The organism is Microvenator marinus (genome assembly GCF_007993755.1).
GTDB classification, from domain to species: domain Bacteria; phylum Myxococcota_A; class Bradymonadia; order Bradymonadales; family Bradymonadaceae; genus Allomicrovenator; species Allomicrovenator marinus.
Window position 1 is genome coordinate 3602552 of record NZ_CP042467.1, and the last position, 26361, is coordinate 3628912.

Genomic DNA, 26361 nt, shown 5'->3' on the forward strand with positions numbered 1-26361 from the left:
GGAAATGCGAAGGGTGTCATTTTTCTTTGGGGTTCGCAAATCGTTGTTCCCCAATTTCCACTGAGATTGTGTTCCACTTAGAGGTCTTGGTCCACGATCTCTAGAACTTGGTCGCTCAAGCACCTGAAATAGGCAGATCAGGGTTTCCCGCGTCCAGCGGATTCGCTCCCCTCAATGTAGCGCGAAACATCGTCCTCTTGCGCGCCGCGCATGGTTAACATCACCTTCGCGATCCGCCTTTGAAAGTCGGTCGCGTCTTTTAGTGCGTCCAGATAAGGGACGAGCTCGTCGTCCAGATCGGGTTGAGGGTTTTGGGTGATGCCCACGGGCCTTGCAAACCACTTATCGCCGGACTTCTCGAACCTCACTTTTTGGAAGGTCTGGTTCTCTCCGGCCGTAGGCCCAAACCACGCGTAGAGGAGTTCGGGGAGCATGTTGGTCTTGCCGCCGACGGGGTGCGCCACATTGACCGCGATCTTCGCAAACCTGAACACCCACGACTCGCCGTCATCAATCTGAACCACGACTTCGCCGCTCGGCACATCATCCTTTCGCGGAATCATGATGATAGGATGCCGCTCATTGTGCGTAATCTTGCCGAAGAAGAGGTTTCGGCGCCGAGCCCTGTACTGGGCCAGCCTAAGGGTCACAAGCTCGCGTACGAGGCTCTCAGCGGCCTCTAAGGGGTCATCCGTGTCCAGTTGCCACCGAATCTTGAACGTGTCGTCGTCTGTGCTCACAAACTTCGAGTTTGCCCAGGCTGCAATCGGGTTCTTCTTCCAATAGCCTTGCCAGTCCTCACTCACCATCTTCACGCCTTTGATATCTGCCATAAGCTCGGGAGAACGCTGAATGATCTTGAGGGAACGCGCAGCGAGCCCCTCGTGAGTCAGGCCGGTGAAGAGTGCGTCCTCCTCAAGCAGCGCCAGCACACAAACCATTTTGAAGCTCTTGGTCATGGCGGTCGTTTCGAGCTCTTGGAGCCAATCTTTGACTTTTTCGAAGGTCTTTTCTTCCAAGCCGGAATCGCCTTCCTCATGCACCAAACCAGTCCAACCGCCCCGGGAACGTAGCGTGCCAAAGGTCAAGCCTTCTCGGAATAGTTCCACCGCGCTAGGTCTAACGCCCCGGGACTCTTTGTGCCGGCGATACGCGGCCACCACCGCGTTCTTTTCTCGGGCTCGAATCAACTCTTTCAAGAGTTCTTTCGCCTCAAAACTGAGGCTGATTCCGCATCCGGAAGGCAAGGTGAGCGTGCCCGAATCGATGAGTTTTCTGAGCTCCGGCGGAGGGTCTTGGAGCGTCAACATCCAGCGGAGGCGTTCTGCAAAAATCTTGTGGTTTCCTACGAAGTCGATGACCTCAAGATGCGACTTGTCTGGCGCCACGCGCAGGCCTCTACCGAGCTGTTGGAGAAAGACCACCTTGGATTCAGTAGGTCGAAGAAAGATCACGCGATCTACTGCCGGTATGTCCACACCCTCATTCAAGATATCTACCGCGCAAACCACATCGAGCTCGCCGTCTGCGAGGGCCTTCAAGCTCCAGGCGCGGTCGTCGCCCTCTTGGCCAGAGACAACGGCAGCAGCCCGAAGTCCCTCATCGCGGAACCAGTCGCGCACAAAGACCGCGTGTTCAATGGTGCAACAAAACGCGAGCGTACGGAGGCGTTCACGCGATTCCAACACATCCCAAAGTTGAGCCATTCGTGCCTGGGTTTGAGCGGCTTCAGCAAGCGTGGCTGCGTCGAATCGCCCAGCGCGCCAGGGGATGGGAGCGAAGTCGATGGTGTCGGCAATTCCCGTGTACTTAAAGGGGACGAGGCGCCCAATCTCAATGCCTTCGGCGATGCCCACTTCGTCGACCACGTAATCGTTGAAGAGGCCTAGTATGTCGAGGCCATCGCCGCGTTCTGGTGTGGCGGTTAGGCCCAACAAGAACCCGGGATCTATCTCTTGGAGCAGACGTTGATAAGAGTCCGCGGCCGCGTGGTGGACTTCATCGATAACCACGTAGTCAAACGACTGCGCCAAGATTTGCTGCATGCCTTCTGGGCGCGCGAGCTTCTGAATGGACGCAAAGACGAGGTCACCGTCAAGGTCGGATTGATCGCCCACGAACCACGCCGTCTTGGCGTCTGGAAAGAGTTTCCTAAACGTGTTGGCAGCTTGAGTTAGAATCTCGGCACGGTGTGCCACAAAGAGCACACGCGGAGTCCTGCTTCGCCCGAATTGCTGAACATCGAAGGCGGCCAACCAGGTCTTTCCAAGTCCTGTGGCCATCACGACGAGTGCACGCCGGTGTCCCTCGGCCCGCGCCTGTTCCAACGCGCCGAGAACGCGTTCTTGGATGGCGTGCGGCTTGATGGCTATCGGGTCCGGTTCAGGGTCCACTTCGCCCGGAGGAAACACAAACTTTTTTACGCCCGAATGTTCAAGCTCGGTGCGGGCCCTTTCTTGATAGTCACGCACAAAAGCTAAATCTAGAGCTTGAGCCTTCTCCCACAAATGTTCGAATGATTTGCGAGCCACACTGAAGCCGTAGGGATCCAGATGGTGGTCAAGCCTTAGGTTCCATTCGATGCCTTCGTTTAGTGCAGCATAAGAAAGATTACTGCTTCCCACAAAAATACTTCCGCCGTGGGGCGTCAGGAATTGCCACGATTTTGGGTGAAACGATGTTTCCCAACTTCGGGCGATACGCGCCTCGATCTTGCCCTCATACGCTGATTGAAGGTCGAAGAGACGGCGAACCGCGGCCTCCTGAGTGATATGCAGATAGTCGCTGCAGAGAATGCGAACATGTGCGTCGCGCTCCACTGCCGAGACCAATTCTTGTTCAATCAGGGTAATGCCCGAGTCTTGAACAAACGCGGCGAGTATATCGATCTGGGTAGCGCTGGCGAAGAGGGGGCGTAGATGCGCGTGGAAGGGGTCGTCACCGCCTCGAGCAAGTGGTGCAGGGCGTGCGACCTTGTAGTTTCCCTTCCAAGGAATGACATGTCGCACACCGCCTCGAGGGTCCGGCATATCGCCCACAAACCTTGGGATGACGTGCACGTGCAGATGCATCACCGTCTGGCCTGCTGCCTCACCACAATTCATTCCGACGTTATAGCCGGCAGGGTTGAACTCTAGGTCGAGGCCCGCCTTAATCTCATCTACGAGTTCAAAAATTGCCGCCCGCTCTGCCTCAGTTGCACCGAACCAATCCGGTACTTCGCGTTTCGGAATGACCAAGGAATGCCCGGGCGCAACGGGGAAGCCGTCACGAATCGCAAAGGCGAGCTCGTTTTGCGCCACCCATTGACTCGGGTCTATTTCGGTGAAGATTGACACGTCGGCGAGACTACTCGCACTCGCGATCTTCGTCTAGCTCTTCGGCCTCTACCTCGATGGAGTGCCACTGTATCTCTTCGTCCATAATCTCGAGATCTCGGTTGGTCGTTTCGAAGACGTGTTGGTGGAAGTAGCTCTGCAATTCTTCTTTTGCCTCGTCCTCGCTCCGGGCGTGTGTTTCGAGGCGAATTCTGACTTCTACCGTGGCGTGCACCGTGTGTGGTCGAATTCTCTGTTTGCGTTCAAGCCGTTTCAGAGCCTCCCTGAGGCGCTCCACCGTCTGCATTGAGTCGGTGATGTCTTCATAGCTCAGCGGCCTCCTGAGCAAGGTTTCAGCGCCCTTTAAGACATTTGCCAATTCCATAGTTCCTCCGTGTCAAAGTCGGTTGCCCCCGCGGCGACCGTGGGTCCATGAAACGCTGGTGGAAGGTCGGCGTCAAGCTCCAGGTGGGGCTAGTAGTCCAAGACTTTTTCGGAGGTCGTGGTCACCACGGATTCGCGTTCAATACCCTGCATTTGCTCTTCTACCGAGACGCCTACGGTGACCACATCGGTGCGCCAAATCTCGGTGCCGCGGACTTCGAGCGTGGTCTTGGTCCACGAGTTCTCATAGTACCCACTGACTATCGGGCTCGCCTTGATGCGCTCGAGCAGTGTGAAGTCGTCCATCGAGGTTGGAGGGCGTTCCACGCGGAAAATCAGGACGTGGTCGGTGGCGTAGTTGTTGTCTCCGCCTTGGTTGTAGCACTCCAGCCCGATGGCGATGACGGGGCCATTCAAGGCCTGAATTGCCGGGCTGAAGGAGTCACAGTTGTTGACTCCTTCGTAATCCTCGGCCGTCGGGTCCACCATGATTTGGTCGTGATACTCGATGCGGCCGTCCTTAATCACCGCGATTCGGTACCACGGTGTTCCCTCGGTATAGTTTGAGCTCGCCGCGACCAGGATCTGGAAGCCGTTGGTCCACGTGAGTAGCTGCCAATCCCCTTTGATGCCGAGCTGCTGAACCATGCCACCGCTGCCTTCGGTCAAGGTCGCGATATAGGCTGTGGGGTCGGGCTTTGGGGGCTCCGAGATGGCCACCGGCTCGGTTTGCGGTTCTGGATCTGGTTGGGTCTCTGCGCGTGGTTCTGGGGGCGCCTCGGCGGGCGGATTTTCCTTCGCTGTGGGCAGAGTCTTGGACACCACGCGTGCAGCCGGTTGAGCCTGCGTCTTTGGTGCGTTCTTCTCGAATCTTTCCGTGCGAATTGTCATACAGCCGGCGAGGCAACATGCCAGTAAAAGAATGAATCCCTTCATCTTTCCTCCTTCCTACTCCCATGATCGGGTAGGTGCACCTTAACACTTGGTGCGGTACGTTTCGTGCCGCTAGGTTAAGATGTCTGGTTATGCGCTTCTTTTTGGGTGTTTTGCGGTACGGGACGTGCAGTACCGTATTGGCGTTGGCCGGGGCGAAGAGAGCCCGCATTTACGAGGGACTCACAAGAGAATCGATACCAGAATCCAAACGATTCCGATCAGGCCGAGTATGAGTTGGGTGCCGAAGATAATCACGATCAAGGAGGCTTGTCGCGACGCAGCGTAGAGTGTGTGGAGTTTGAGCGCGTCGATTCGCTCTTCGAGCGAGGTCATGGTGAGGGCGTTTGTGTGGTTTTCAAGCAACTCGTGCGCGATCCAGTTCTTATGGGCTTCGAGGTCCTTTTCGAAGCTCCCGAGCGAGCCTGCGGAGTAGACGAGTCCTTGTGTGGGCGTTGAGGGGTTTCGGTGAGACCAGGTTAGTCGGCACTTCCCGTCATCCATGGACGAGTACATGTAGTACGTGAAATCGCTATCGGACTCGCCGAATGCGCCGGGACCAACGTGAATGGCGATAGAGCCGTCTGAGCTGAGAAAGACTTCTTTGGGTTTGCCGAGGACGCCGAGCACGGACTCCTTGAGGTAGCCGACACTTCGAAAGCCGTGTTCGTCCAAGAGCGTGCGCGCGGACTGGGGGATGCGGTCAAAGTAGGCTTTTCGTCTGGGTGTGGCTTCCAATACTTGGAAGGTCTGAAAGGCGTTGGAGAGCCACCTCAGAGGCGATGGACGCGAGAGTTTTTGTAAGTATTGCGCAGGCCTTAGTGCGATGGCGTTCGGCGCACCTTGGGCTTCGAGTTGGCGTGGTTTGGGATTTGGGGCGGGGCGCCACGGCTTGAAGTAGGTCGCCACCACATCTCTGAGGATCTCGGCTTCCTTCTCGGTCAATGAGAACCCAAACGGCACTGAGAGCTCGTAATTGTCTTTGAGCTTGAGGGGTGAGCGCCTGCTCAAACTGCTGTCCATCTCTTGCATCAGGCCGCCAGTTTGGACGACCTCGACTGATTTGGAGCCTTCAAATTTGAGCTTGCCATCGTGGAGGAGCCGAGAGCCTTGGGGACTTAGCTCGAGAAGCCAGGTCTTCGATGCGTTCCACTCGCGACGAAGCATCGGGGATGCCGCAAGTCCTACCGCGAAGAACATCCACGCGATGGAAGACCAGACCTTGGCGAGCTCCACTTCCTTGAATAGAAGAACGCCCACTAACGCCGCCGCCCCTATGACCGGAATCGCAAGGTTGGTGAGGATAACTTTCTTGTCGATCCTCGGGCCAATCTCAATTTGTAGGGAGTGTTCGTGGGAGGTGGTCTTAAGTACGGTTTGTGAATCCGCGATGGGCTCTAGTGCAAACTCCCACTCCTGCATTCCCGCGCCACTGCGTAACGCTTGCAGCGCAGACTCGGTGTTCGGAAATCGCTCGGCCGGGGTAGGTGCGAGCATTCGCTCAAGCACCTTTTGGATAGCACGATTCAGGCCAGCTTTGTCGATCTCTAGCCGGAGTTTACGCAAAGGAAAGTCGGTAGGGTGGCGATGCGTGGCCAAGTGTAGGGTGGTGGCTGCAAGTCCGTATTGGTCGGAGGCAGGAAAAGCGCTTCCAAAGAACTGCTCCGGAGCCGCATAACCCGTCGTCCCTATGACACTCACCTCGCCGTCACCGAGTACTGCCTCGCGAGAGGCGCCGAAGTCGATCAGGACCCAGCCATCTTGAGCGTGGACGAGGTTCTCGGGCTTGATATCGCGATGCACGAGCGGCGGGGATGCCGTGTGCGCCACCACTAGAGCCTCAAGTACGTCCTCTAGAAAGAGGGTCAACTGCTCGTCGGAATATCTCACCCCGAGTTCAATCTCTTGGGCCAGAGTCTTTCCCTCAACCCACTCGAAGGCGAGCGCCGCGGCTTGGTCTTGCTCAAAGAGGCCAAGGTGCCTTTGGATGCCCCGGTGGGAAAATCTGCCCAATGATTCGCTGAGTGCCCGCAGATGCCCCCTTTGCTCGTCTGAGATGCCCTCAAAGACCTTAAGCACAACTTCCCCGAGTTCGGCATCGCGGCAACGATACGTCTGCACTGAGTGCCGTCTGGAGAGCGTATCCAGAATCTCAAATCTCTCGAAGATCATCGGCGCTCCTCCAATTCACTGAGTAGTTTTCGAACTAGCCACTGAGCCTGGTCATTGGAGAATCCCCAACCAAGGCTGTGTCGTTGCGCATCCTTGTCCTGGAGCAAGACGTCCAGAAATGCACCACGTTTTTGGGATCGGATGTCTACGATCTGGTCGATCTTCCAAGACTTCTTTTGGACATAGGGTCCAATGCGTTTGGTGTAACGAAGTTCGTCGTTTTCAAACACAACCTCTCGGCGCCGAATGAGATGATAGAGGCCGGCTCCTACGAAAAAAGTAAGCATGATATAGGGATAGGGAGCCACAGGGGTCAGGGCGACAAGGAAGGTCATGAAGATGGCGGCTACCGCAAAAAGGCCGGATTGCAACAGGGGGGGACCTGGGAATTTGATCCGAGTTGCGTCCTCCTCGCGGATGAGGTGGAAGCCGTTTTCCTTGACGTTCGCGAGCACGAGTTCGCTGGACGGGCGTAAACTCGCCAGCACCTGCTCCGCGCTACGAAACCGATTTTCCGGCAGTGGCTCTACGAGACGTTTGATGACTCTTGCGAGTTGGGGGTCGAGCCCAAGCCCGTCGAGTCGAAACGAGAAGTCTTCTCGGGCGAGGTCGTTGGGGTGAATGCCAGTGGCGAGGTGTAGGGCCGTGGCACCCAGAGAGTAGAGGTCTGAGCAGGGCTCAGCCCGGCCCATCATCTGTTCGGGGGCCATGTAGCCATTTGTGCCTACAAAGGTGGATGCGTTGGTCTTCTGGGTAGAACTCGCGGCGCCAAAGTCGATGAGAGAGTAGGAGCCACTGTACCTCCTGATGATGTTCGAGGGCTTGATGTCACGGTGTACGACTGGCGGATTGAGTGAGTGCAAGTAGCTCAGGACGGGTAGCAGGGATTCGAGTAGTTCGAGCACATCTTCGGTGGACCATTCTTCCTCCTCGGATTCCAATAGGTCTTTGAGCGAGTCTCCTGGCACATACTCTTGGATCAAGACCACTGATTGTGGCTCGGCGTCCAGATTCTCAGGATAGACGCCGAGAAGTTTGGGTATCGCCGGGTGGTTGAGCGTCCTCAGTGTCCGGATTTCACGCATGAAGAGGTCGTAGGACTTCCAGGAGTTGAGCTCAAGGAAGTCTAAGACTTTGAGTACCACAGGCAGCTGGTCGGACTTTCGCGTAGCTCGGTAAGAGAAGCCCTGTCCGCCGCGTCCAAGGAACGAGATTTCTTCAAATTGTTCTTCGAGTTCTGGGTTCAACATAAGCCACTATTACCGCAACCTCAACGACTTGTCGCTTTTCTTGAATCTAGTACCTAAGTGTCGGATACTCTGCATCAGTCGAATTTCTTGGAGAGGTCCTATGTTGCGTTTGAATACTTTAATTTGCCTGGTTTGTCTTGCCTTGACGGCGTGTATTGAGAGTCCTCCCCCTGCTGGGCAATCGCCATTCGATCGCGATATGGCCCCGGATTTGGAAGATGATACGGGCGACTCAAGTGACGCTGACGATTCAGGCGACGCTGGTGACGACATGGGAGACTCTGGCGACGACGGTTGTTTGGATGATAGCGAGTGCCCCGGCGTATGCGAAGACGGTGAGTGTGTGGCGTGCCGCGTTGGAGAAGAGAGCGGTTGCGAGATGGGGGTTTGTGCGGCAGGTGCCACAGCCGCCGAGAACACCTGTGTGGAGTGTGTAGAAGGCGAGGATTGCACGAGCGGCTTCTGCGTTGAGAATAGTTGCGTCGCGTGTGAATCAAACGAAGATTGTGGGAGCCAGACCCTCTCGTGCGTGAATAACGCTTGCGTTGGCTGTGCGACCAATGCCGACCTCTGTGGGGGAGATACTGCAAAGTGCAAGGTGACCGCTGAGGAGCCTTCGGGTGTTTGTGTTGAATGCCTCGAAGACGGCGAATGCGACGACGGTGTTTGTGATCCGGAGTCTAACCAGTGCGTGACCTGCTTGGCTCGAGAGGGAGAGGGTGTTGAGACGGGCTGTGATGAGCGAGAAGTTTGCCTGAAGCATGCGAGTGATTCCAACCTCAATGCGTGCGTAGAATGCGAACTAGACGAGCATTGTGACGTAGGGGTTTGTGATACCGTTTCCAATACCTGCGTCACCTGCGTTGAAGATGGCGATTGTGCACCCGGACTCGTTTGTTCTGGCGAAGCGAACGTTGCTGAAAGGCAGTGCGTAGGATGTGTTGAGAACGGCGATTGCGCGGGTGGTGTTTGCGACGTGGACGCGAATGACCCCACAAATAATGTGTGCGTGCAGTGCCTCGCCAACAGCGATTGTGCAGCTGGCCCTGGGAAAGTCTGCGACACGACCTCCAATCTTTGTTCGGTTTGCCTCGACGACACGGATTGCCAAGGTCAAGTCTGTATTTTGGGAGCATCGGCGGACCTCAATCAGTGCAAAGAGTGCAGAGATAATGGCGAATGCACTTCACCAACAGCCTCCGTTTGCGATAGCTCCAACACATGTAGTGCGTGCGCAAATGATGGTGATTGTTCACATCTAACTGGGCTCGGACAGTGTGTAGCGGGAACGTGCCGCGCCTGCGATGTTGCCACTGAGTCGAGTGATTGTGGTGGAAACGTGTGTGACCCATCCACCTTCACGTGTACCAACATCCAAATTGGCAACACCGTTGCTCTCGAATCGTGCACGTACAACAGCCAGTGCGAGTCCGGGAATGCCTGTGTTCCTGTGAATTTCGGGAACAGTCAGCATGGAACCTACTGCCTACCAATCGCGCCATCTAATGCGGCTTGCGGCAGGCCTTATGGAAACGGTCAACGATTGCGCACAAATACGGACGGCACCCCTGTGACGGTATGCATGTACAACGAGACACTTACCACGCCTGAGGCGATCCTCGCTTATAACTCGAACTCCTGCACACAACCCACAGATTGCGCTCCCGAGGGTGCTAGCTGCGAATTGTTCCTGGCCACTGACCTCAACTCACGGAAATGTACCTACGACTGTTCAGGAAGCCTTGACTGCAGAACTGGCTCCACCTGCGGTGTTGCGGGCTACTGCTTCCAGTAGGTCGTTGCGGTACGAAACGTTCAGTACCGCATTCGCGTAATTTTGCTCCGCGGACAAGGTTTGAAACTTTGTTGTGACGGGGGTCATCCATGTTCTCAGTTCGTATTGTCGAACATGGAGATTTCACATGAGCACCAAGACCCTTTTTACCCCTTATAGTTTGAGTTCAATCGAGTTGCCTAACCGCGTGGTGATGGCGCCCCTGACGCGTTGCCGTGCGATCGGCAATGTGCCGAATGCGTTGATGGCCGAGTACTACGAGCAGCGCGCCTCAGTGGGCCTAATCATCACCGAAGGCACCTCGCCCAGCCCCAACGGGCTTGGTTATGCGCGCATGCCGGGCATCTTTTCGGCGGAGCAGGTGGCGGGTTGGAAAGGTGTGACGGACGCCGTACACGCCAAAGGTGGGCATATCTTTTTGCAGGTGATGCACACCGGTCGTATGTCACACCCGTTGAATATGGCGGCGGACGCTCGCATCGTCGCGCCGAGTGCGATTGCAGCAGCCGGCGAGATGTACACGGACCAGGAGGGACCTCAGCCGCAGCCGGTGCCTGAGGAAATGAGCGTCGCCGATATCGAGGCCACCATCGAGGAGTTTGTGCAGTCGGCGAAGAATGCTCTCGCAGCCGGCTTTGACGGCATCGAGCTGCACGGCGCAAACGGCTATCTCATCGAGCAATTCTTGAATCCTTCGGCCAACGAGCGCACCGATGAGTACGGTGGAAGCGCTGAGAATCGCAATCGATTTGCCATCGAGGTGGCGCGCCGCACAGCCGCGGCCATTGGAGCTGGCAAGGTGGGCATCCGTCTTTCACCGTACGGTGCCAACGGCGACCTTAAGCCTTTCGAGGGGTTGCACGAGCAATACGTAGCGCTTAGCCGCGAGCTCGGCCAGATTGGGCTCGCGTACATCCACGTGGTGGACCACTCCGCGATGGGTGCGCCTGAGGTCCCGTGGGCCATCAAGGACGCCATCCGCGATGCCTTTGGCGGTACCCTGATTCTTTCAGGTGGCTACGATGCCGAACGTGCTGAGGTGGACCTCAAAGAGGGGCGAGGGCACCTGGTGGCGTTTGGACGCCCGGCGCTTGCGAATCCGGACCTTGTGGAGCGACTCAAGGCCGGCGCTGAATTGAATGAGCCGGACTACTCCACGCTCTACACGCCTGGTCCTGAAGGCTACACGGACTACCCTAGCGCGAGCTAGTTTCTCACTCGGTAGATGGCAAAACCGTAGGAAATGGAGGCTCCACCGTCGTGCTCATAATTCCAGAATTGATCCACGACATCAGACGCGAACTCCATGCGCAGAATCTCCTGCAATTCCCCAGGACTCTTGCAGGCCCACCCGCCTAGCACATCCACTCGCGTGGCGCCGCGGTCTTGCCACCATTCACGGGCCGCATCAGGGTCCATCGCGGCATTGCCTTCGGTCGCGATTTTCAGGAGTTTCGCAAAGTCACCGAGCTCCCACGAGTTGTCGATGACCACCAAAGATCCGCCCGGTTTGAGTACTCGGAGAACTTCGGCGAGCCCCTTTTCAGCGCCGGCGCCGAAGAAGTAGGCAAATCGAGCATGCGCAATATCCACCGAGTTGTCGGATAGTGGGATATGTTCCGCCGAGCCCGCAATCGCGCGCGCATTGGGTAGGTCTTGAACGCGTTCTTGGGCACGAGGCAAAAGCCCGGGATCTGGCTCAACACCGATGACCTCGTGTGCCTTGGTTGCGTAGCGAGGCAACCAGTAGCCGGTCCCCGTGCCGATATCCAGAAGCACCTTTGACGTCCAATCTGCGATACCAATAAGGGCGGCATCGAGTCGACCGTCGCGCGCAATGGCGTCGTTCTCAAGCTCGTAAAGCTCGGGGTTTTTCCCGATATTCGGAGCAGGTATCCAATCAGTGTACACGGTCCAAATCCTATCCTTCTGAAAACTGGAAGGATAGTCGATTGCCACTCAAGTTAGAAGCTTTCGTTTCTGCGTATGAAACTCGTCTTCGGTGAGGACGCCGGATTGACGAAGTGTGGCGAGTTTTTCGAGCTGGGCGACCACATCGCCACCTTGAGTGGGTACGTTTACCGTCACACTCTGCGCGATTTGTGTCTGTTGTGGATGGGCGGGCAGGTAGGTCATGTAGTTGTACTTCGCGTCGAAACTTCGCTTGTCCATCAGGAGGTAGCCTATGCCTTCGAAGAACGCGACGACCGCTGGAATCAACGTCCAGCACGTAATGAAGTAGAGTAGTCCCGCGACGTTCTCGCCGAGGTAGAACTTGTGGACGCCGAATCCCCCGAGGAACCAAGCTAGTACAAATGCGGTAGTCTTATCTTTCATAGTGTCTCCTGTGTGACGCGAGCTTGTTGGGTGCGATATCGTTCGGTGGCGGAAATATGGTCGGCTTCAATGGCCAGCGTGACGGGCTTTCGGTAGACGAAATGACCGGTCTCAAGGTCTACGTCTTCTTCGATTTCATTGGCCTCGAGGAGCGAGGTGATGACCCATAGTGCATGGACTTCGTTCCAGCCGAGGTCCCTGCAGATTTCACTCACGGTTCGGTCTTGGTCGAGGTAGGCTTCGAGCCGAGCTTTTGCGGATTCGAGTGCCGTGGTCTTGGCTTCGTTAATGATGCGATCTACGTGGGAGTTGCGCTGAGAATAGAGCCAGACTCCGGCCCCAATTTGGGCTCCTAGGACCAGCGCGACACCGAGCCAAATAGGCCCGCCGAGTAGGACGAGCGCGCCAGAACCCAGCGCCGTCATTCCAACGAAGCCCGCCGCTACAATGGTGTGGGTTTGGGGTCCTTGCTCGAGCGTCTCAATGTCGAGAGACGCCTTTCGGACCTCGCCGATTTGGATTCCGGACTCGCTGTCCATTCTGATATCGTTGAGTTCTAGCTTCATGACACGACCTCGGTTGACAGAGCAACACTATCAGGTCGTTTGGCATGTAGCGTGCCAACGCGGTTCTTTTCCTAAATATCGACACAGGTCTAAGTACGCAGTATGTTACCAGGCAGCGGAGAATTGCTTTGAACTTCAACACGACAAACTCCACATTTCGGCAGCTACTGGGAAATGGCTTGACCTACCGCGTACCGGCTTTTCAGCGCGACTATTCGTGGGGAGAGGAGGAATGGGACGACCTCTGGCAAGATATCTGTGCGCTCTTCGAGGAGCATGGGGAGGCGGCGCATTACATGGGATACCTTGTACTGCAGTCGGTGAATAACAAACGCTTCGACATCATCGACGGCCAACAAAGGCTCACCACTTTGAGCCTCTTGATACTCGCTGGACTGAAGCATTTGGAGGATCTGATCGATGCCAATCTAGATCCAGCTGACAATGCAAAACGGCGAGATCAGCTCAGAAATAGCTACATTGGGTACGTGGACCCCGTAAGCCTGGTGGCGCTTCCGAAGCTGGAGCTCAATCGGCACTCCAACAAGTTCTACCAGACATATCTCGTACCGTTGGAGAAACTTCCGATGCGAGGGCTTAACCCCTCTGAGCATCAGCTTCGCCGAGCGTTTTTATGGTTTCGGGATGTACTTGACCAAAAGATCGGTCGAGACGAGGACAGCGGACGTGAACTCGCGAGGTTTCTAGACGCCCTTGTGGACAAGCTCTTCTTCACGGTCATTACCGTCAATGATGAACTCAACGCGTTTAAGGTGTTTGAGACCTTGAATGCGCGTGGTGTGAGGCTTTCAGCCACGGATCTCTTGAAGAACTATCTATTCTCAATCATAAGCAAGGAAGATAGCCATGAGACAGAACTCAGTGCATTGGAGGGGCGATGGGAGAGAATTGTAGGACTTCTTGGGGCAGAGAACTTCTCTGATTTTTTGCGAGTTTTCTGGAACAGCCGCCACAATCTAGTCCGCAAGGCGGAACTCTTTAAGACGATTCGAAGTCATGTCAGTGGACGCGAACAAGTATTCGCGCTCATGCGAGAACTTGATTTTGCGGCAGGGGTGTTTGCTGCTTTGCGCGACCCTTCCGACCCCAACTGGAACGTTGAAGAATCCAAGGCGTTTTCGAGCATTCAACTTTTTAACGTCACTCAGACGCTGGCGATGCTCCTCGCTGCGCATGCTCGATTCTTTGAGTCAGACCGTAAGTCGTTTTCAAGAATCGTGCGTGTCACGGCCGTGATATCGATGCGCTACAATGTGATTTGCAGTCTGCCTACGCACGAACAAGAGCGAATCTACAATGATGTTGCTCTTGGAATCAGCTCAGGGCGCCTCTCTTCTGGAGCTGCGATTGTAGACGCACTCAGCGAGGTTTATCCCGACGATCAAGTCTTTAGGTCAAGCTTCGCTTCAAAAGAGTTTCGAACCACGGATAGCGGCACTAAACGACTTGTTCGCTACATACTTAGAGAGCTGGAGCGCCAGGTTTCGGGTGCAAACTTCGACCTTGAGGGGCAAACTTACAATATCGAACACATCTTGCCACAGAATCCCTCCGAGGACTGGAGCCATATCACGGAGGCAAAGCAAGACCGGCTGATTTATAGGCTCGGAAACATGACCCTCTTGGAGTCTAAGGCCAATCGAAATGCTGGGAACGAATCGTTTGAATCGAAGAGTACTGTCTATGCAAGTAGCGACTTTCAAATCACGCGATCCATTCCAGAGCAATATCCGATTTGGGACGAGCAAAGTGTGGAGTCGCGCCAAAGGCAGCTAGCAAAGCTCGCCATTGGAATCTGGAAGTTGTAGAAGCGAAGTCTAATAGTTGAACCCGAGGGAGAGATTAAAGCCCGAAGACGTATTAGGGCGGTCCGAGTTCTCCGTCCACGCGGAGGCGCTAAGTGTGCTGAACTCGTTGATGTCCCAGGCTGCGTTGACCTCGAGCCGGCCCATAATCATCGGCAACGTGTCACCGAACTCGTCGAGCAAGAAGGCCCACGGTTCATAGACGAGCTTACGTTCGGCTCGAATCGCCGTGGCGCTTGCGCTCGTGTAGAGGGCGTCTGAGATGCGCCAGCCGAGGTCCGCGCGAACCTTCTGGCCGCGGTCTACGGCGAGCCCCGAGGGTGAGATGCGGTGGAAGCTCCCGAGCTCTACGTTCCATCCAAAAGGCTGGTGTCGGGGCTTCAAGATGCCGTCTCCGTCCCAGAGTGTTCTCTGCAGCTCAAACGCATTCTGACCGAGCCCAAACGCCCAACTAAACGCGATATCGTGAAAATCTGCCACGCCCGGGTTTAGCGGCGTAAGGAAGGTCATGCCAAATGCCGCTCGAGTCACCCCGAGGCCAGGCGCACTGCGGCCCACATCGACGACCGTGAGCTCCATAGACGAGACGCGGTCGGCACCGTCTCGGTAGTCGCGCACCAGCGGAATCGGCTCGTTTCTGGCGTCCGTATGAGGCTGCGGCGAGACCCAGTAGTTGATTTCATAGGTCGCGCCTCGCAGGTGATAGGACTCGTCGCCGAGGTCGATATCCGCCGCAAAACCATAGATGTACCAGCGGTAGTCGTCGCCTAGGTGACCTGTCTCGGGGCCCACGTGTTTGAGCACCTCGGTGCGGTCGGTATCAAAGCCTAGTAGTCGGAGCTTGATACGATAGTCGGGCTCGTCGGCATCCACGCTCATCACGCCTGGGAAATGAAAGCCGAGCCTGCGCTCTTCAAGGCCTTGAGTGGAGCGCCAAAAACGCTGCGTCATGGACACGGGCGCCTGATACTTAAAGCCCGCCGACCCATCTACATAAATCCCGTGGAGCGTGGCGTCTGCGGTGAGTGCTCCGAGCGCGAGCTCACAACCTTCGCACGACTGAATGGTGCCCGCACCAGCGGCTTGTACGGTGGCTCCAAGCAGCGGTCTTTTCAGAAAGTAGAGGCCTTCGCCGAAGGGATTTAGGCCGATGGCGTCCAAGAAGAATCCGCCTCCGATCGTGGCTTCGGCCAGTCCATTGGCGGATTGTGATGGCGCGGCCCCCGACTCGGCGCCCACTCCGACCTGGCCGGATACCGAGAGCGCCTTATAGGTCTCCGCGTTTGCGTCAAAGGCAATCAGAAGGAGCACTGCTGAAAGTAAAATTCTCATAAGTTCTCAAGCTATTCAGCCCTTTCGGACGTGAAGATGGCTCAAGTATTCAAATGCCCCTTTGGTTTAGGTTTCGGCTATGTTTGTTAATGTTGATTGAATGAATTATGCATAAAAACGCAATTTAAATGCGTTTTTATGTCGAGTATTGACACTTCAATATCTGCTCTTAGAATCATTTCAGGTCTGGAGGCAAGTTCATGAAATCCGAAGAGTTCTTTCAATCTCATCCTGTGTTTACCAGAGAGGAGTACGCAGAAAGCCGCACGGGGAGCCCTCGCACGGTCGAAAGTCTACTGCGTAGTCACTCACAGAGCGGTCGAATCACGCGTGTACGTCGCGGTCTGTATGTCTCATCTCCGGCCAAGAGAGCTGAAGGAGTGGATCCCTATCTCATCGCCTCCAGAGTCACACCGGATGCAGCAGTTTCTCATCACGCGGCTTTTCAGTTTCATGGACGTTCTTATTCGATCTGGAATCAGATCACATTCCTCACGCAGAGCCATGCACGAGCGTTCGAGTTTGGCCCCATACAATACGTTCCGTTGCGTCCCCCTGCCTCACTTGATGACCCTCTTGGAGTAGGTATCGAGACGTTGTTTTATGCCGGAGGAATGGTACGCGTATCCAGTCTTGAACGCGCTATGGTGGATATGCTCCACAACCCCGCATACGGAGGTGGATGGGAGGAAATCTGGCGTTCCTTGGATATGGTGGAATTCTTTGATCTGAAGATGTTGGTCTCTTACGCGATTAAACTGGGGTCAGCCACCACAGTAGCAAGGCTAGGGTTCTATCTATCTCAGCACCGGGAGAGGCTTTTCGTGGAGCAAGGTCACTTGGAGGAGCTTGCGGCTCATGCTCCCAAAAACGCTTGCTATATGGATACATCTCGTCGAAGCGGACGGCTCGTACACCCGTGGAATCTGATCGTTCCCGAATTTGTCCTGAATCAAGGTTGGAATGAGGTGGCCTGATGTTGACAAGAGAAAAACTACAAGAGTTGGCGGCCGAACACGCAATAAGCGCTGATTTTCTGGAAAAAGTGTCGATGCTAATCAGGCTACTAAACGGTATGTCAGCCCATCCATTTATTGGCCCCCGTGTAGCGCTCAAGGGCGGAACCGCTCTGAACCTCTTTGTTCTCGACCTACCTCGGCTCTCTGTGGACATCGATATCAACTATATTGGATCAGCGGAAATGGCCACAATGAATGCCGAGCGGGACAAGTTAGACGCGGCTTTGGTCCAGACTGCTGCGCGATACGGGCTTTCGGTGAAGCGAGCACCGAGTGAACACATTGGTGGTAAATGGCGGCTTTCCTATACGTCCGTGCTCGGCCGGCCTTCAACTTTGGAAGTAGACATCAACTACTTGCTAAGGGTTCCGCTATGGGAGCCAGAACTCCTCAATTCTCGTGCCTTTCTCGGGGATCAGGCAAAAAGTATCAAGGTGCTAAACACGCATGAGCTCGCAGCTGGCAAACTCGCAGCATTGCTCTCACGGGGAGCAGTGAGGGATATTTTTGACGCGCGACTGCTCCTCGATTCGGACTTGGACCAAGAGCTGCTTCGTTTGGCATTTGTTGTTTACGGTGGGATTAATCGCGTTGATTGGAGAACCATTTCCTCGGACGCCGTAAAGACTAGTTCAGAGGATGTTAGGAACCAGTTGCTCCCGTCGCTGAATCGCGATTTCAGGCCGGAGCTAAAGGATCTTAAGTCTTGGACCAACACTTTGGTGGAGGAGACCCGTGAACTGTTAAAGAATGTGCTTCCGTTTACTGATGCTGAGTACGAGTTTTTGGATCGTTTGAACGGGAGAGGTGAAATCGCTCCTTCACTCATCACCTCTGACCCATTAATGCAGCAAAAGATCAGTGCGAATCCTGGCTTAAAATGGAAGGCGCTAAACGTACAAAAGCACATCCGTGGCCCTAAGGGGCCTTCGTGATTGAATTGCCGATTGATGAGATTGAGGTGGCGGTCCGCCGAGCTGTGGCCGCGCCAAAGCCGATGATCGTGACCGCGCCTACAGGTTCCGGTAAGTCCACGCGTCTTCCTATCTGGCTCAGTGAAGGCGGCGCAAGAGTGCTGGTGATAGAGCCTCGGCGCGTAGCGTGCCGGGCGCTTGCCACATTTTTGGCCGAGCAGCGTGGCGAATCTGTGGGCGAGGCAATCGGTTATACCGTGCGATTTGATGATCGTTGTGGGCCAAATACGCGAGTGCATTTTGTGACGCCTGGTGTGGCGCTCAACCTCTTGGGGGCGGGCTCTTTTGAGTACGACCACGTCATCGTGGATGAGTTTCACGAGCGTGGCTGGCAGGTGGATTTGGCGGTTATGTTGTTGCGGCGTCGGTGTGAGGAACGCCTCGTGCTCATGAGCGCCACTCTGGATGCGACGGAGCTCGTGCAGCGCATCGATGCGAATGTCTTGGAAGCTGGAGGTCGGACGTACCCCGTAGATATTTCGTACGCCGGCGAGGTGGTGCAGCCCACGCCAGTGGACCTCACGGTGAGGGTCGCGCGTGCGGTCAAGGCCGCTTTGCAATCTACGGACGGCGATATACTGGTCTTCTTGCCCGGAAAGCGCGAAATCAATGACGCTGAGCAGGCGCTGCGCTCGCAAGTTGGCGGCGCGGAGCTTGTTCAGGTGCATGGCTCCCTGCCTCCGGAACACATGACGCGTGCCTTGCGCGACCGCCGTCCAGACGAGCCGAGGCAGGTATTTCTGGCCACCAACGTGGCCGAGACCTCGTTGACGTTGCCCAATGTGCGCGCCGTCATCGACTCGGGGCTTGTGCGCATGCAGATTCACCGAGGAGGCCGAAATGCGCTCGCGTTGGTGCCAGTGTCTAGGGCCTCGATGGACCAACGTGCCGGGCGTGCCGGCCGCGTGAGTGCGGGCGTGTGTCTGCGCCTCTGGGACGAGCGTTGGATCCCATCCGCCACCACTCGCCCTGAGATCGAGCGTGTGGAGCTCAATGATGCGGTGCTTGCCGCGACGCGCGCGGGCGTGCCGCTCGATGACCTCGCGGATTGTCCGTGGATTACGCCACCTCCTGAGTTTAGTTTGGAGCGCGCGTGTGCGCACTTAAAGGCTGCCGGCATCGTGGATGGCACGCAGGCGTTGACGGATTACGGTGTGCGCCTGGGCGAGCTACCCGTCTCGGTATTTGAGGCTCGCATACTTCATGACCCGCCGGAGGGGCTTCGGGCAACCGTGGCTGATGTGGTGGCGTTGATGCAAACCCACGGGGCGTTGTTGTTGCCCGCGCCGGCAGCCGTAGGTGAGCTCAGGCGCGAGCTTTTTTGGGCGTGCACGAACGAGGTTGACGAGGCCTTGGTAGCATTGCGCCATGGGGATGCGAGCAAGCATCGGCTCAATGCCTCAGCTCTCAAAGAGGCGCGACTAGCGGCGACCCGGTTTCGCGGGCTTCTGGGCTGCGCGCGTCTAAATGCTCAAGGCGATTCGGACGCGCCGTTGGCCACCGAAGAGCTCGCCCGTCATATCTTGGGTCGAGTGCCGGAGGCAGCCTATGTACTGCGGGAGCGCGCCAAGAACAAACGGGCGTTTGGCAAGGGTGAGCCGTGGAGCAATGGTGAGGTGGAGGTACGTATCGTGCCGTGGGAGCCGCACGATGCCGAACGTCGGCTCATCAAAGAATTGCCGCTGGCGGGGGCGTTGCTAGACCAGTTCTGGATTGGCGAGGAGTCAGGTACGGGCGTCAATGGGGTTGGGCGGATGCTGATTCCGTGTCGGCCTCGAGTGTTAGCCGAGCTCGAACTCGGCAATGTGGACGTGGCCAATATCACGGTGAACCACGGACGTGTCGTAGCCACCGTGCGCCGCGAGCTCGCCGGCGTGGTCTTGGACGAGGGCGAAGAGGTTTTGCGTGGCGAGGCGTTGTGTGAGGCGGCGGCCGGGCTGATTCTGGAAGGGCGTTTGATGAAGCGAACGGACGCGCGCGAACGCATCGCTGATGCCTTCCATCTCTGGCGCATCCTCGCGGCGTGGCACGCCACAGATGACACGCTCCACTGGGACCTCGCGGAGCTTAAGAGCCGACCAGTGCCCGATGAAGTGGACTGGCTTGCCGAGCGCCTGAGTGTGGTGGGAGTTGAACGCTCGGATGACCTCGCGCTTTTGGAGGGTGAGGACGTTGCGCCGGATGTGGCGGCACTTTCCGGCGTGCCGGATTGGGAGCTACAAACTCTGCGCGACGACTTTCCACGAACCCTCAAGTACATGGACGGCCTCTATGCATGCGAGGTTTACCCAGCTTCCCGAAAAGTTCTGCTCAAACCGATGGATGCAAGTGCGCGTCGAGTTGGCCCGCCTGCGCGTGGTCAAGTCCCGCGTTTTCGTGGCTTCAAGGTGATTTTCTCGAGCGCTAGCCGCGAAGTCATGATTCGATAATCCTTCGCCGATTCGCTTGTGAAACAAGCCGTAGCCTGTTACTCTCCGATGGCAATTTAAAAAGGAGGGTCAACTCATCAAGACGATTGTGGTCTATCACCTGGATAGTGACCCAAAGGTGTGCAGTAGCGACTACTGGGAGCCTTTCATCACGAGTATACTCGCATGCGATTTTTAGTGTTGTCATTGATTCTCGGAGGTTGCTCTTCGGATGCCATACCTCCCTCGACAGTCGATTTGGGATTCGATGCCTGTGTGTCTTGTGTCGACGCTGGTGACAACGCGGAGACTGGGTCAGACGCAGAGACCGATTTGCCGAACGATGATGAGGACATCAGATACGCCGGTTTTGTGCCTCTCTTTCGTTTTGACCCCTATTTGGTAGGGCATGGGTTTCGAATTGTGGATGGTGTCAACTCGCGAGTGCAACTAGTGGTCGCGGGCGGGACGTCTGGGTTTACGCTCGAGAAAGTGCTTTCTTCTGAGCTTGAAAACTCAACGTCACTAGAACACTTAACTTCGATTCCTTGGCGAGAGGGTTTCATCTTGACAGGAACAAGCGCAGGAGTCGCAGAGTTTGATGGTGAGCTTAAACTTACATCGAACCTTGAAGTCTATCCAGGAACTAAGAGCTTGCATCGGTTTCGAAATCAAGCCGTGGTGTTTGGGGGTGAGCGAATAGGCTTTGTAGAATCCACACTCCTTGGTTTGAGCGTTTCTAAAGAACTTAGCCTGGACTCTGCTGACTATCTCAACGACTACGCGAAGTCGTTTGCTTTCGGGCGTCAGGTGGTGCACGAGGGTATCCTTTACGATATCGCTGCAGTCGAGAATCGCAAGACACTGGTTGGGGCCTGGGACCTCAACGCAAGTGATTCTGAATCAGCGTATCTTGGAGCCTCGGAAACAGCTGATGTTCATAATACGCGTTGGAGCGCCTCTCCAGAGAATCAGCGGATCTTTGTGAGCTCGGACTCTACTGAGATTGCGGTGTTCACTATGAGTTCACCTCCTACGCTCGAGCAGATGTGGGATGTGGAACATCTGATGTTGGACCCGACTGGGTCGTTCAGCCACACGATTTCTGGGGATTGGTTAATCCTCACATTCCGGGTTCCGGGTCGAGATGACCGGGCCTACTACGTATTAGATGCCAGTGCCACAGAACTCACCTGTCTTGGTAAAATCGCAGACGGGGAGTTCAATCTCAACGGCCAAGACCAGGTGGAATTCACCGGTATTGGTGATGAAGTCTTCGTGTCTTACGGCGAATCTGACATCATTGATAATGTGGTAAATCTACGATCGATGCGTCGAAGCGACTTCCAATTGGTAGATTGCGATCAGTAACTTTCACAAAGTGACTGGCTTTCTATCGAGTTGGCACGTAGCGTGCCGAACTTTCGTGGTGTAGGTCTAAGAACTATCGTATACCTTCTAGTCTCCAAGAGAGAACCGGAGGTAGATGATGGAAATGAGCCGACTCCACCACCTTGTGTTGGAAGCGTTGACACGCCAAGACGAGCTTGATCCCGCGATCGCGAGGCTGATCAATGCCGCATTCAGCTCTGCCGAGGAGCTAGAATACGCGCTAAAGTCCACACAGGAACTCGATGAGAAGTCCCACGTGGAGGAGGACGCCCCAGAAGTACCCAAGGCCTTCCTCAAGAAGGTGGAGGTCACGGGGTTTCGGGGCGTCGGTCCAAAGACCGTGGTTCACTTTCATCCCGGGCCTGGCCTTACCCTTGTGGTGGGTCGCAACGGCAGCGGAAAGTCCTCGATTGCCGAGGCGCTCGAAGTTGTTCTCACGGGAGATAGTTTCCGGTGGAGCAACCGTAGCGCGAAGACAGATTGGCTTCGTGGTTGGAAGAACTTGCACAGCGCTGCGCGCCCCACCGTCAGTGCGACTTTACTCATCAATGGTCAGCCGACGCCCCTCGAAATCAAGCGCCAATGGGAGGACGATGCCGACCACCATCAGTCCACGCTTAGCGTCAAACATCTGAAGGACGAAGAGCCCGATTTCTCCGAAGTGGGCTGGAAAGACGCTGTCACAACCTTTCGCCCGCTGCTCTCGTACAATGAGTTAGGTGCGCAGCTCGACAAGGGGCCGGCCTCGCTTTTTGACTCACTGGACGCGGTCCTCGGTCTGGACGAGCTCACAAAAGTTAAGGGCCTGCTCGCCGACGCCCGGAAGAAACGAGAAACCCACGCGAAGGCGGCCAAAACGGCCAAGGCTGAGGCGAAAGCATTGGCCGAGCAGTCCGACGATCCGCGTGCTGACGCGGCGCTCAAGCTTCTGAAATCTCGTAAGCCTAACCTCGAGGAAGTCGAGGCGCTGATCGAAGGAGAGCCGGAAGATGAGTCTCGACTGCAGAAGCTCAAGTCGGCGGCGCAACTCAAGTGCCCTCCCGCGGAACGCGTCTTGGAGGCGGCCGAGAATTTGCGAGAGGCCCTCAAACATCTGGAGTCTCTGGAGGGTACGCAGGTGGCGATTGATACCGAAGCGGCCTCACTGATTCTGGGCGCCATCAAGGTGGTGGAGCGCACGCAGAACGAATCCTGTCCGGTGTGTCAGGTGGGCAAGCTTGACGCGGCGTGGATTGAGGAGGCCAAGACAAAGCTCAAGTCCATGGAAGACCAGAAGAACCAGATGGCCAGCGCGCGTGCTGCGCTTCGAAAGGCTGCAAGTGATGCACAGATGCTCGTAGGACAGGCGAGCACTTTGCCCGCTGGGTTGGAGCTTGGCTCGTTGGAAGTAGCTGCAAAGGCACTTCAGGCATGGAAAGACCTACCTGCAGAGCGCGAGCTTCCGCTGCACCTAATGACGCGGTTTGACGCCCTGCAGGCCGCGTATCAGGCGGTTCGAGACGAAGCGCAGAGTATCCTGCAAACCCTTGAAACTCAGTGGCGGCCCGTTAAAAAGGCTCTGGGCACCTTCTTAGATGCGTCCAGAGAGGCGGAAACGGTGGACGAGGATATCCAAGCGCTCAAGGACTCTGAGAGCTGGTTGGTGGCCTTTGAAGATCAGGTTCGACAAGAGCGTTTTGCCCCCATTGCGGCGCGCACTCAGGAGATCTGGGACCTTCTAAAGCAACAATCGAATATCTCACTCGAGGACATCAAACTTACCGGCAAAGGGACGAAGCGAAAGGTGGACATGAAGGTGAACGTGGATGACCAGGAGGCCGTGGCGCTCGGGGTCATGAGCCAGGGTGAGCTCCACTCACTGCTCCTTAGTCTATTCCTACCGCGCCTGACCCTGGATGAGAGTCCGTTTTCGTTCGTGGTGCTCGACGACCCGGTTCAGGCCATGGACCCGGCCAAGGTGGATGGATTAGCTCGTGTCTTGGAGGATACTGCGAAGACACACCAGGTGATCGTGTTCACCCACGACACCCGACTTGTGGACGCGGTGCGTCGACTCAGAATTCCCGCGCATATCAAGAGTGTGAGTAGACAAAAACGTTCAAAAGTCAGCGTCGAATCCACTAAATCGCCAGCCTGGCAACTGATTGAGGATGCTCTTAATATTGCGAGCAACTCAGATCAGATGGCGCCCCGTATCGCTCAGCGCGTGGTGCCGGGCCTATGCCGCAGCGCCCTTGAACTCGCCTTCAAAGAGATGGCCTGGGAGACCATGCTCAACAACGGTGTCTCACATCAGGAGTGCGAAACCCGCATCAACACGGCCAAGAAGACGCTCGACCTCGCGCGCCTTGCCCTCTTCGGGGACAATGTCGCCACGGATCCGTATCAAACTCTGGACAACAAGTATCATCGTCGCGTTTCTGGACCGCTGAGAACGACCATCAAGCACGCGCATGAGCCTTACGCGGGCGATTTGAACCTGCTCATCGAAGACACAAAAGCCGCGCTCAAAGAGTTGGGGGCCACATGAACCATTTGGAGCTCATGCTTTCTGAAGCCCGCAAGCTTATTGGCGCCGCCCCGACGGACGGGCAGAACAAGATGCGGAGCGCGGCCATTGTGACGAGACAGGTGCTCGAAGAGGCGCTTGTGGAGCACATGGAGAAGAAATACGACAAGATCAGACAGCCAAATTTCAACGCCATCCTTGTCACGCTCGAGTACCTCTCGGCTGAGCAAGACAAAGAGATCCTCCGCCAGGTCGCGTGGACATGGTCCGCTCTTTCCAATGCCTGCCACGCGCATGCGTACGCGCTCGAGCCCACGGCAGCCGAGGTGGAACGATGGATCGAGGTTGTTGATAAGTTTCTAAAGCTAGGCTGAACCCATCTATTGAATCGCGATCGCCATTGTGGTGTTTTAACATGGTTACTTGGGCACCAAATTGGAGGAACGAACAATGAGAAATGTTTTTTGGATGGTTGCGATGTTGTTCTTGGTGGGTTGCGGGCAAGAGGATGAGCCCAAGAGCACAGAGTCCTGCCAAGGATTAGACGCTGAAGCTTGTGAGGCGGTCGAGACGTGTGCTTTCACCACCGAGTGTGTTGTGGCTCCCACTGAGGCCGAATGCCTTGCGATGGATGAGGACCAATGCCTCCTCAGCGAGATCTGTAGGCCAAAATACGGGGCGGCGCTTCAAGAGGACAAGTTCTGCGCGATTCCGACGTTTTTCTCATGCGAGCGATACGAGCAATGCAATAACCTAACCCCTGTGTTCAGGCGTGATGACGGACTTTGCGCGAAGTTCAACAACGATTGTATGCCTTCGGTGGGGGACTGGACTCAGGGTCCGAACGGGGGATTTGATATTGCCCCCGGCGATTGCGGTATCCCCGCGTTTCTGGACTCCGGAGCCTTTAACACGTGCCTCGACTGGGAAGGCACGGAAGGAAAGCCCACATCCCCCGAGTTTCATACGGAACCAAGTTTGGACTTTGGCGAGGTCGAAATTGCCGGAACCGCGACTCAGGATCTTCAGTTCGCGAACGCCGGAACGCCCGTGACTATCACTGCTATTGAGCTTGAAAGTGATCAATTTAGTTTCGTTCCGATCGAACTACCTCTCGTCCTTGACCAGGGCGAGGTCCATACCCTAGAAGTTACGGCGTCGCCCACAACCTCCGGGGTTTTGACGGGCGGCATCAAGTTCATCAGTGATTCAGGACTTCTTCAAGAGGTTCCACTGAGCGTTACAACACCGTAGAGAGATGGGAGAAAAATGAAGTTTTACACTAATCCGTTGAGCCGTGGACAAATGGCTCGTTGGGCTTTGCACGAGGTCGGGGCCCAGTATGAAGAAGTTCTGCTCGAGTACGATGGCTCAATGAAGTCGGCCGAGTACCTGGCGATCAACCCGATGGGAAAAGTGCCCTGCATTGAGCACGAAGGAAATATCGTTACGGAGGCAGCCGCCATCTGTCTCTACCTCGCCGATGCCTTCCCCAAGGCGGGGCTCGGCCCGAAAAACCTGGCCGAGAGAGCGGCCATGTTGAGGTGGTCGTTCTTTGCGGCTGGCCCACTTGAGCAGGCAGTGATCAATCGGGCGTTAGGCTTCGAGGTCGGGGACGACGCGATGAAGCAGCGACAAGCTGGATACGGCACCTATGACGGATGCGTGGAGGTTTTGAGCCAACACTTTGCGGCGCATGATTACGTGTGTGGAGACCGGTTTACGATTGCGGATGTCTATGTGGGCTCCCATGTAGACTGGGGAATGACATTCGGCTCCCTTCCGGAGAGGCCTTCCTTTCTTGCTTATGCTGAAAGGTTGCGCGCTCGCTCAGCTTACAAAGAAGCCAGATCTATCGACGCCAAACTTGGTGCTCAATAGCGTTGCGGATATCGCTCCAACTAGCCGAACTGAAATCCGGCTGAAGTCCATGTCCTTGGACACGTGCGTCTCGTAGCTGGAAGCTCTCCATCTTTGACTTCTCCTCGGCCAAGATTTGCCGCAGTCCCATCTCGATCAGCGAGCGCATGCTGACCCCACGGTCGGCTGCGACTCGCCGAGCTTCTTCAAATAAGGGGTCTGAGATTTCGACACTGACTTTCAAGAAAGACCTCCAGTTTGGACAAGGTACCAAAATATAGAGGTGC

At 55.9% G+C, this 26361-nt stretch carries 21 protein-coding genes and 1 pseudogene; 12 read left to right on the forward strand and 10 right to left on the reverse strand.

Annotation, left to right across the window (positions count from 1 at the left end):
• Positions 1–137: 137 nt before the first annotated feature.
• From FRD01_RS14740 to FRD01_RS14760, 5 genes are all read right to left on the reverse strand, one after another.
• The gene (locus FRD01_RS14740) at positions 138–3338 is read right to left on the reverse strand and encodes a DEAD/DEAH box helicase family protein (RefSeq protein ID WP_146960914.1); all 3201 of its coding nucleotides are present in this window, start codon (positions 3336–3338) and stop codon (positions 138–140) included.
• Between the two features lie 10 nt (positions 3339–3348).
• Positions 3349–3702: a hypothetical protein gene (locus tag FRD01_RS14745; RefSeq protein WP_146960916.1), complete on the reverse strand. Its 354-nt coding sequence runs from the start codon at positions 3700–3702 to the stop codon at positions 3349–3351.
• 89 nt (positions 3703–3791) lie between these two features.
• On the reverse strand, positions 3792–4637 hold the full coding sequence (locus FRD01_RS14750) for a hypothetical protein (RefSeq protein WP_146960918.1): 846 nt from the start codon (positions 4635–4637) through the stop codon (positions 3792–3794).
• Between the two features lie 180 nt (positions 4638–4817).
• Positions 4818–6806, reverse strand: coding sequence for a serine/threonine protein kinase (locus FRD01_RS14755; RefSeq protein WP_146960919.1), 1989 nt, complete (start codon positions 6804–6806; stop codon positions 4818–4820).
• Entirely contained in the window at positions 6803–8056 is a 1254-nt protein-coding gene (locus tag FRD01_RS14760; protein ID WP_146960921.1) for a serine/threonine protein kinase, read from the reverse strand. The genes FRD01_RS14755 and FRD01_RS14760 overlap by 4 nt, the downstream gene beginning before the upstream one ends.
• A 100-nt stretch (positions 8057–8156) precedes the next feature.
• Between FRD01_RS14760 and FRD01_RS14765 the strand changes: the two genes are divergently transcribed.
• Both FRD01_RS14765 and FRD01_RS14770 read left to right on the forward strand, forming a co-directional pair.
• Positions 8157–9851, forward strand: a complete 1695-nt coding sequence (locus FRD01_RS14765; RefSeq protein WP_146960923.1) for a hypothetical protein — start codon at positions 8157–8159, stop codon at positions 9849–9851.
• A 127-nt stretch (positions 9852–9978) separates the two neighbouring features.
• On the forward strand, positions 9979–11061 hold the full coding sequence (locus FRD01_RS14770; protein ID WP_146960925.1) for an alkene reductase: 1083 nt from the start codon (positions 9979–9981) through the stop codon (positions 11059–11061).
• Here the strand turns inward: FRD01_RS14770 and FRD01_RS14775 are convergent.
• The 3 genes from FRD01_RS14775 to FRD01_RS14785 are packed head-to-tail and all read right to left on the reverse strand — an operon-like array spanning position 11058 to position 12754.
• Complete coding sequence (locus tag FRD01_RS14775) at positions 11058–11762, reverse strand: class I SAM-dependent methyltransferase (protein ID WP_249755643.1); 705 nt, start codon at positions 11760–11762, stop codon at positions 11058–11060. The genes FRD01_RS14770 and FRD01_RS14775 overlap by 4 nt on opposite strands.
• A gap of 48 nt (positions 11763–11810) precedes the next feature.
• Entirely contained in the window at positions 11811–12188 is a 378-nt protein-coding gene (locus tag FRD01_RS14780; protein WP_146963974.1) for an NINE protein, read from the reverse strand.
• Entirely contained in the window at positions 12185–12754 is a 570-nt protein-coding gene (locus FRD01_RS14785; RefSeq protein WP_146960928.1) for a hypothetical protein, read from the reverse strand. The genes FRD01_RS14780 and FRD01_RS14785 overlap by 4 nt, the downstream gene beginning before the upstream one ends.
• A 128-nt stretch (positions 12755–12882) precedes the next feature.
• Here FRD01_RS14785 and FRD01_RS14790 point away from each other — a divergent pair, with 128 nt between their 5' ends.
• Positions 12883–14583: a DUF262 domain-containing protein gene (locus tag FRD01_RS14790; RefSeq protein WP_146960930.1), complete on the forward strand. Its 1701-nt coding sequence runs from the start codon at positions 12883–12885 to the stop codon at positions 14581–14583.
• A 9-nt stretch (positions 14584–14592) separates the two neighbouring features.
• On the opposite strand, the gene FRD01_RS14795 is transcribed toward FRD01_RS14790, so the two are convergent.
• Positions 14593–15912, reverse strand: coding sequence for a hypothetical protein (locus tag FRD01_RS14795; protein WP_146960932.1), 1320 nt, complete (start codon positions 15910–15912; stop codon positions 14593–14595).
• Positions 15913–16112: 200 nt separating this feature from the next.
• Here FRD01_RS14795 and FRD01_RS25005 point away from each other — a divergent pair.
• The 9 genes and pseudogenes from FRD01_RS25005 to FRD01_RS14835 all read left to right on the forward strand — a co-directional run.
• Positions 16113–16253 (forward strand): annotated as a pseudogene (locus FRD01_RS25005) (hypothetical protein); the annotation flags it as partial.
• Between the two features lie 273 nt (positions 16254–16526).
• Positions 16527–16889, forward strand: coding sequence for a type IV toxin-antitoxin system AbiEi family antitoxin domain-containing protein (locus FRD01_RS24390; protein ID WP_249755644.1), 363 nt, complete (start codon positions 16527–16529; stop codon positions 16887–16889).
• Positions 16889–17866 (forward strand): nucleotidyl transferase AbiEii/AbiGii toxin family protein, encoded by a 978-nt coding sequence (locus FRD01_RS14805; RefSeq protein ID WP_146960936.1) that lies wholly within the window; start codon positions 16889–16891, stop codon positions 17864–17866. Before FRD01_RS24390 ends, FRD01_RS14805 begins: the two co-directional genes overlap by 1 nt.
• On the forward strand, positions 17863–20334 hold the full coding sequence (locus FRD01_RS14810) for a helicase-related protein (RefSeq protein WP_146960938.1): 2472 nt from the start codon (positions 17863–17865) through the stop codon (positions 20332–20334). Before FRD01_RS14805 ends, FRD01_RS14810 begins: the two co-directional genes overlap by 4 nt.
• Positions 20335–20499: 165 nt before the next feature.
• Positions 20500–21684, forward strand: coding sequence for a hypothetical protein (locus tag FRD01_RS14815; protein ID WP_146960940.1), 1185 nt, complete (start codon positions 20500–20502; stop codon positions 21682–21684).
• Positions 21685–21799: 115 nt separating this feature from the next.
• Complete coding sequence (locus FRD01_RS14820; protein ID WP_146960942.1) at positions 21800–24235, forward strand: AAA family ATPase; 2436 nt, start codon at positions 21800–21802, stop codon at positions 24233–24235.
• Positions 24232–24588: a hypothetical protein gene (locus FRD01_RS14825; RefSeq protein ID WP_146960944.1), complete on the forward strand. Its 357-nt coding sequence runs from the start codon at positions 24232–24234 to the stop codon at positions 24586–24588. Before FRD01_RS14820 ends, FRD01_RS14825 begins: the two co-directional genes overlap by 4 nt.
• A 76-nt stretch (positions 24589–24664) precedes the next feature.
• The gene (locus tag FRD01_RS14830; protein WP_146960946.1) at positions 24665–25468 is read left to right on the forward strand and encodes an ASH domain-containing protein; all 804 of its coding nucleotides are present in this window, start codon (positions 24665–24667) and stop codon (positions 25466–25468) included.
• A gap of 15 nt (positions 25469–25483) precedes the next feature.
• The gene (locus FRD01_RS14835; RefSeq protein ID WP_146960948.1) at positions 25484–26095 is read left to right on the forward strand and encodes a glutathione S-transferase family protein; all 612 of its coding nucleotides are present in this window, start codon (positions 25484–25486) and stop codon (positions 26093–26095) included.
• Here FRD01_RS14835 and FRD01_RS14840 read toward each other — a convergent pair.
• The gene (locus FRD01_RS14840) at positions 26067–26318 is read right to left on the reverse strand and encodes a hypothetical protein (RefSeq protein ID WP_249755645.1); all 252 of its coding nucleotides are present in this window, start codon (positions 26316–26318) and stop codon (positions 26067–26069) included. The genes FRD01_RS14835 and FRD01_RS14840 overlap by 29 nt on opposite strands.
• Positions 26319–26361 lie beyond the last annotated feature (43 nt).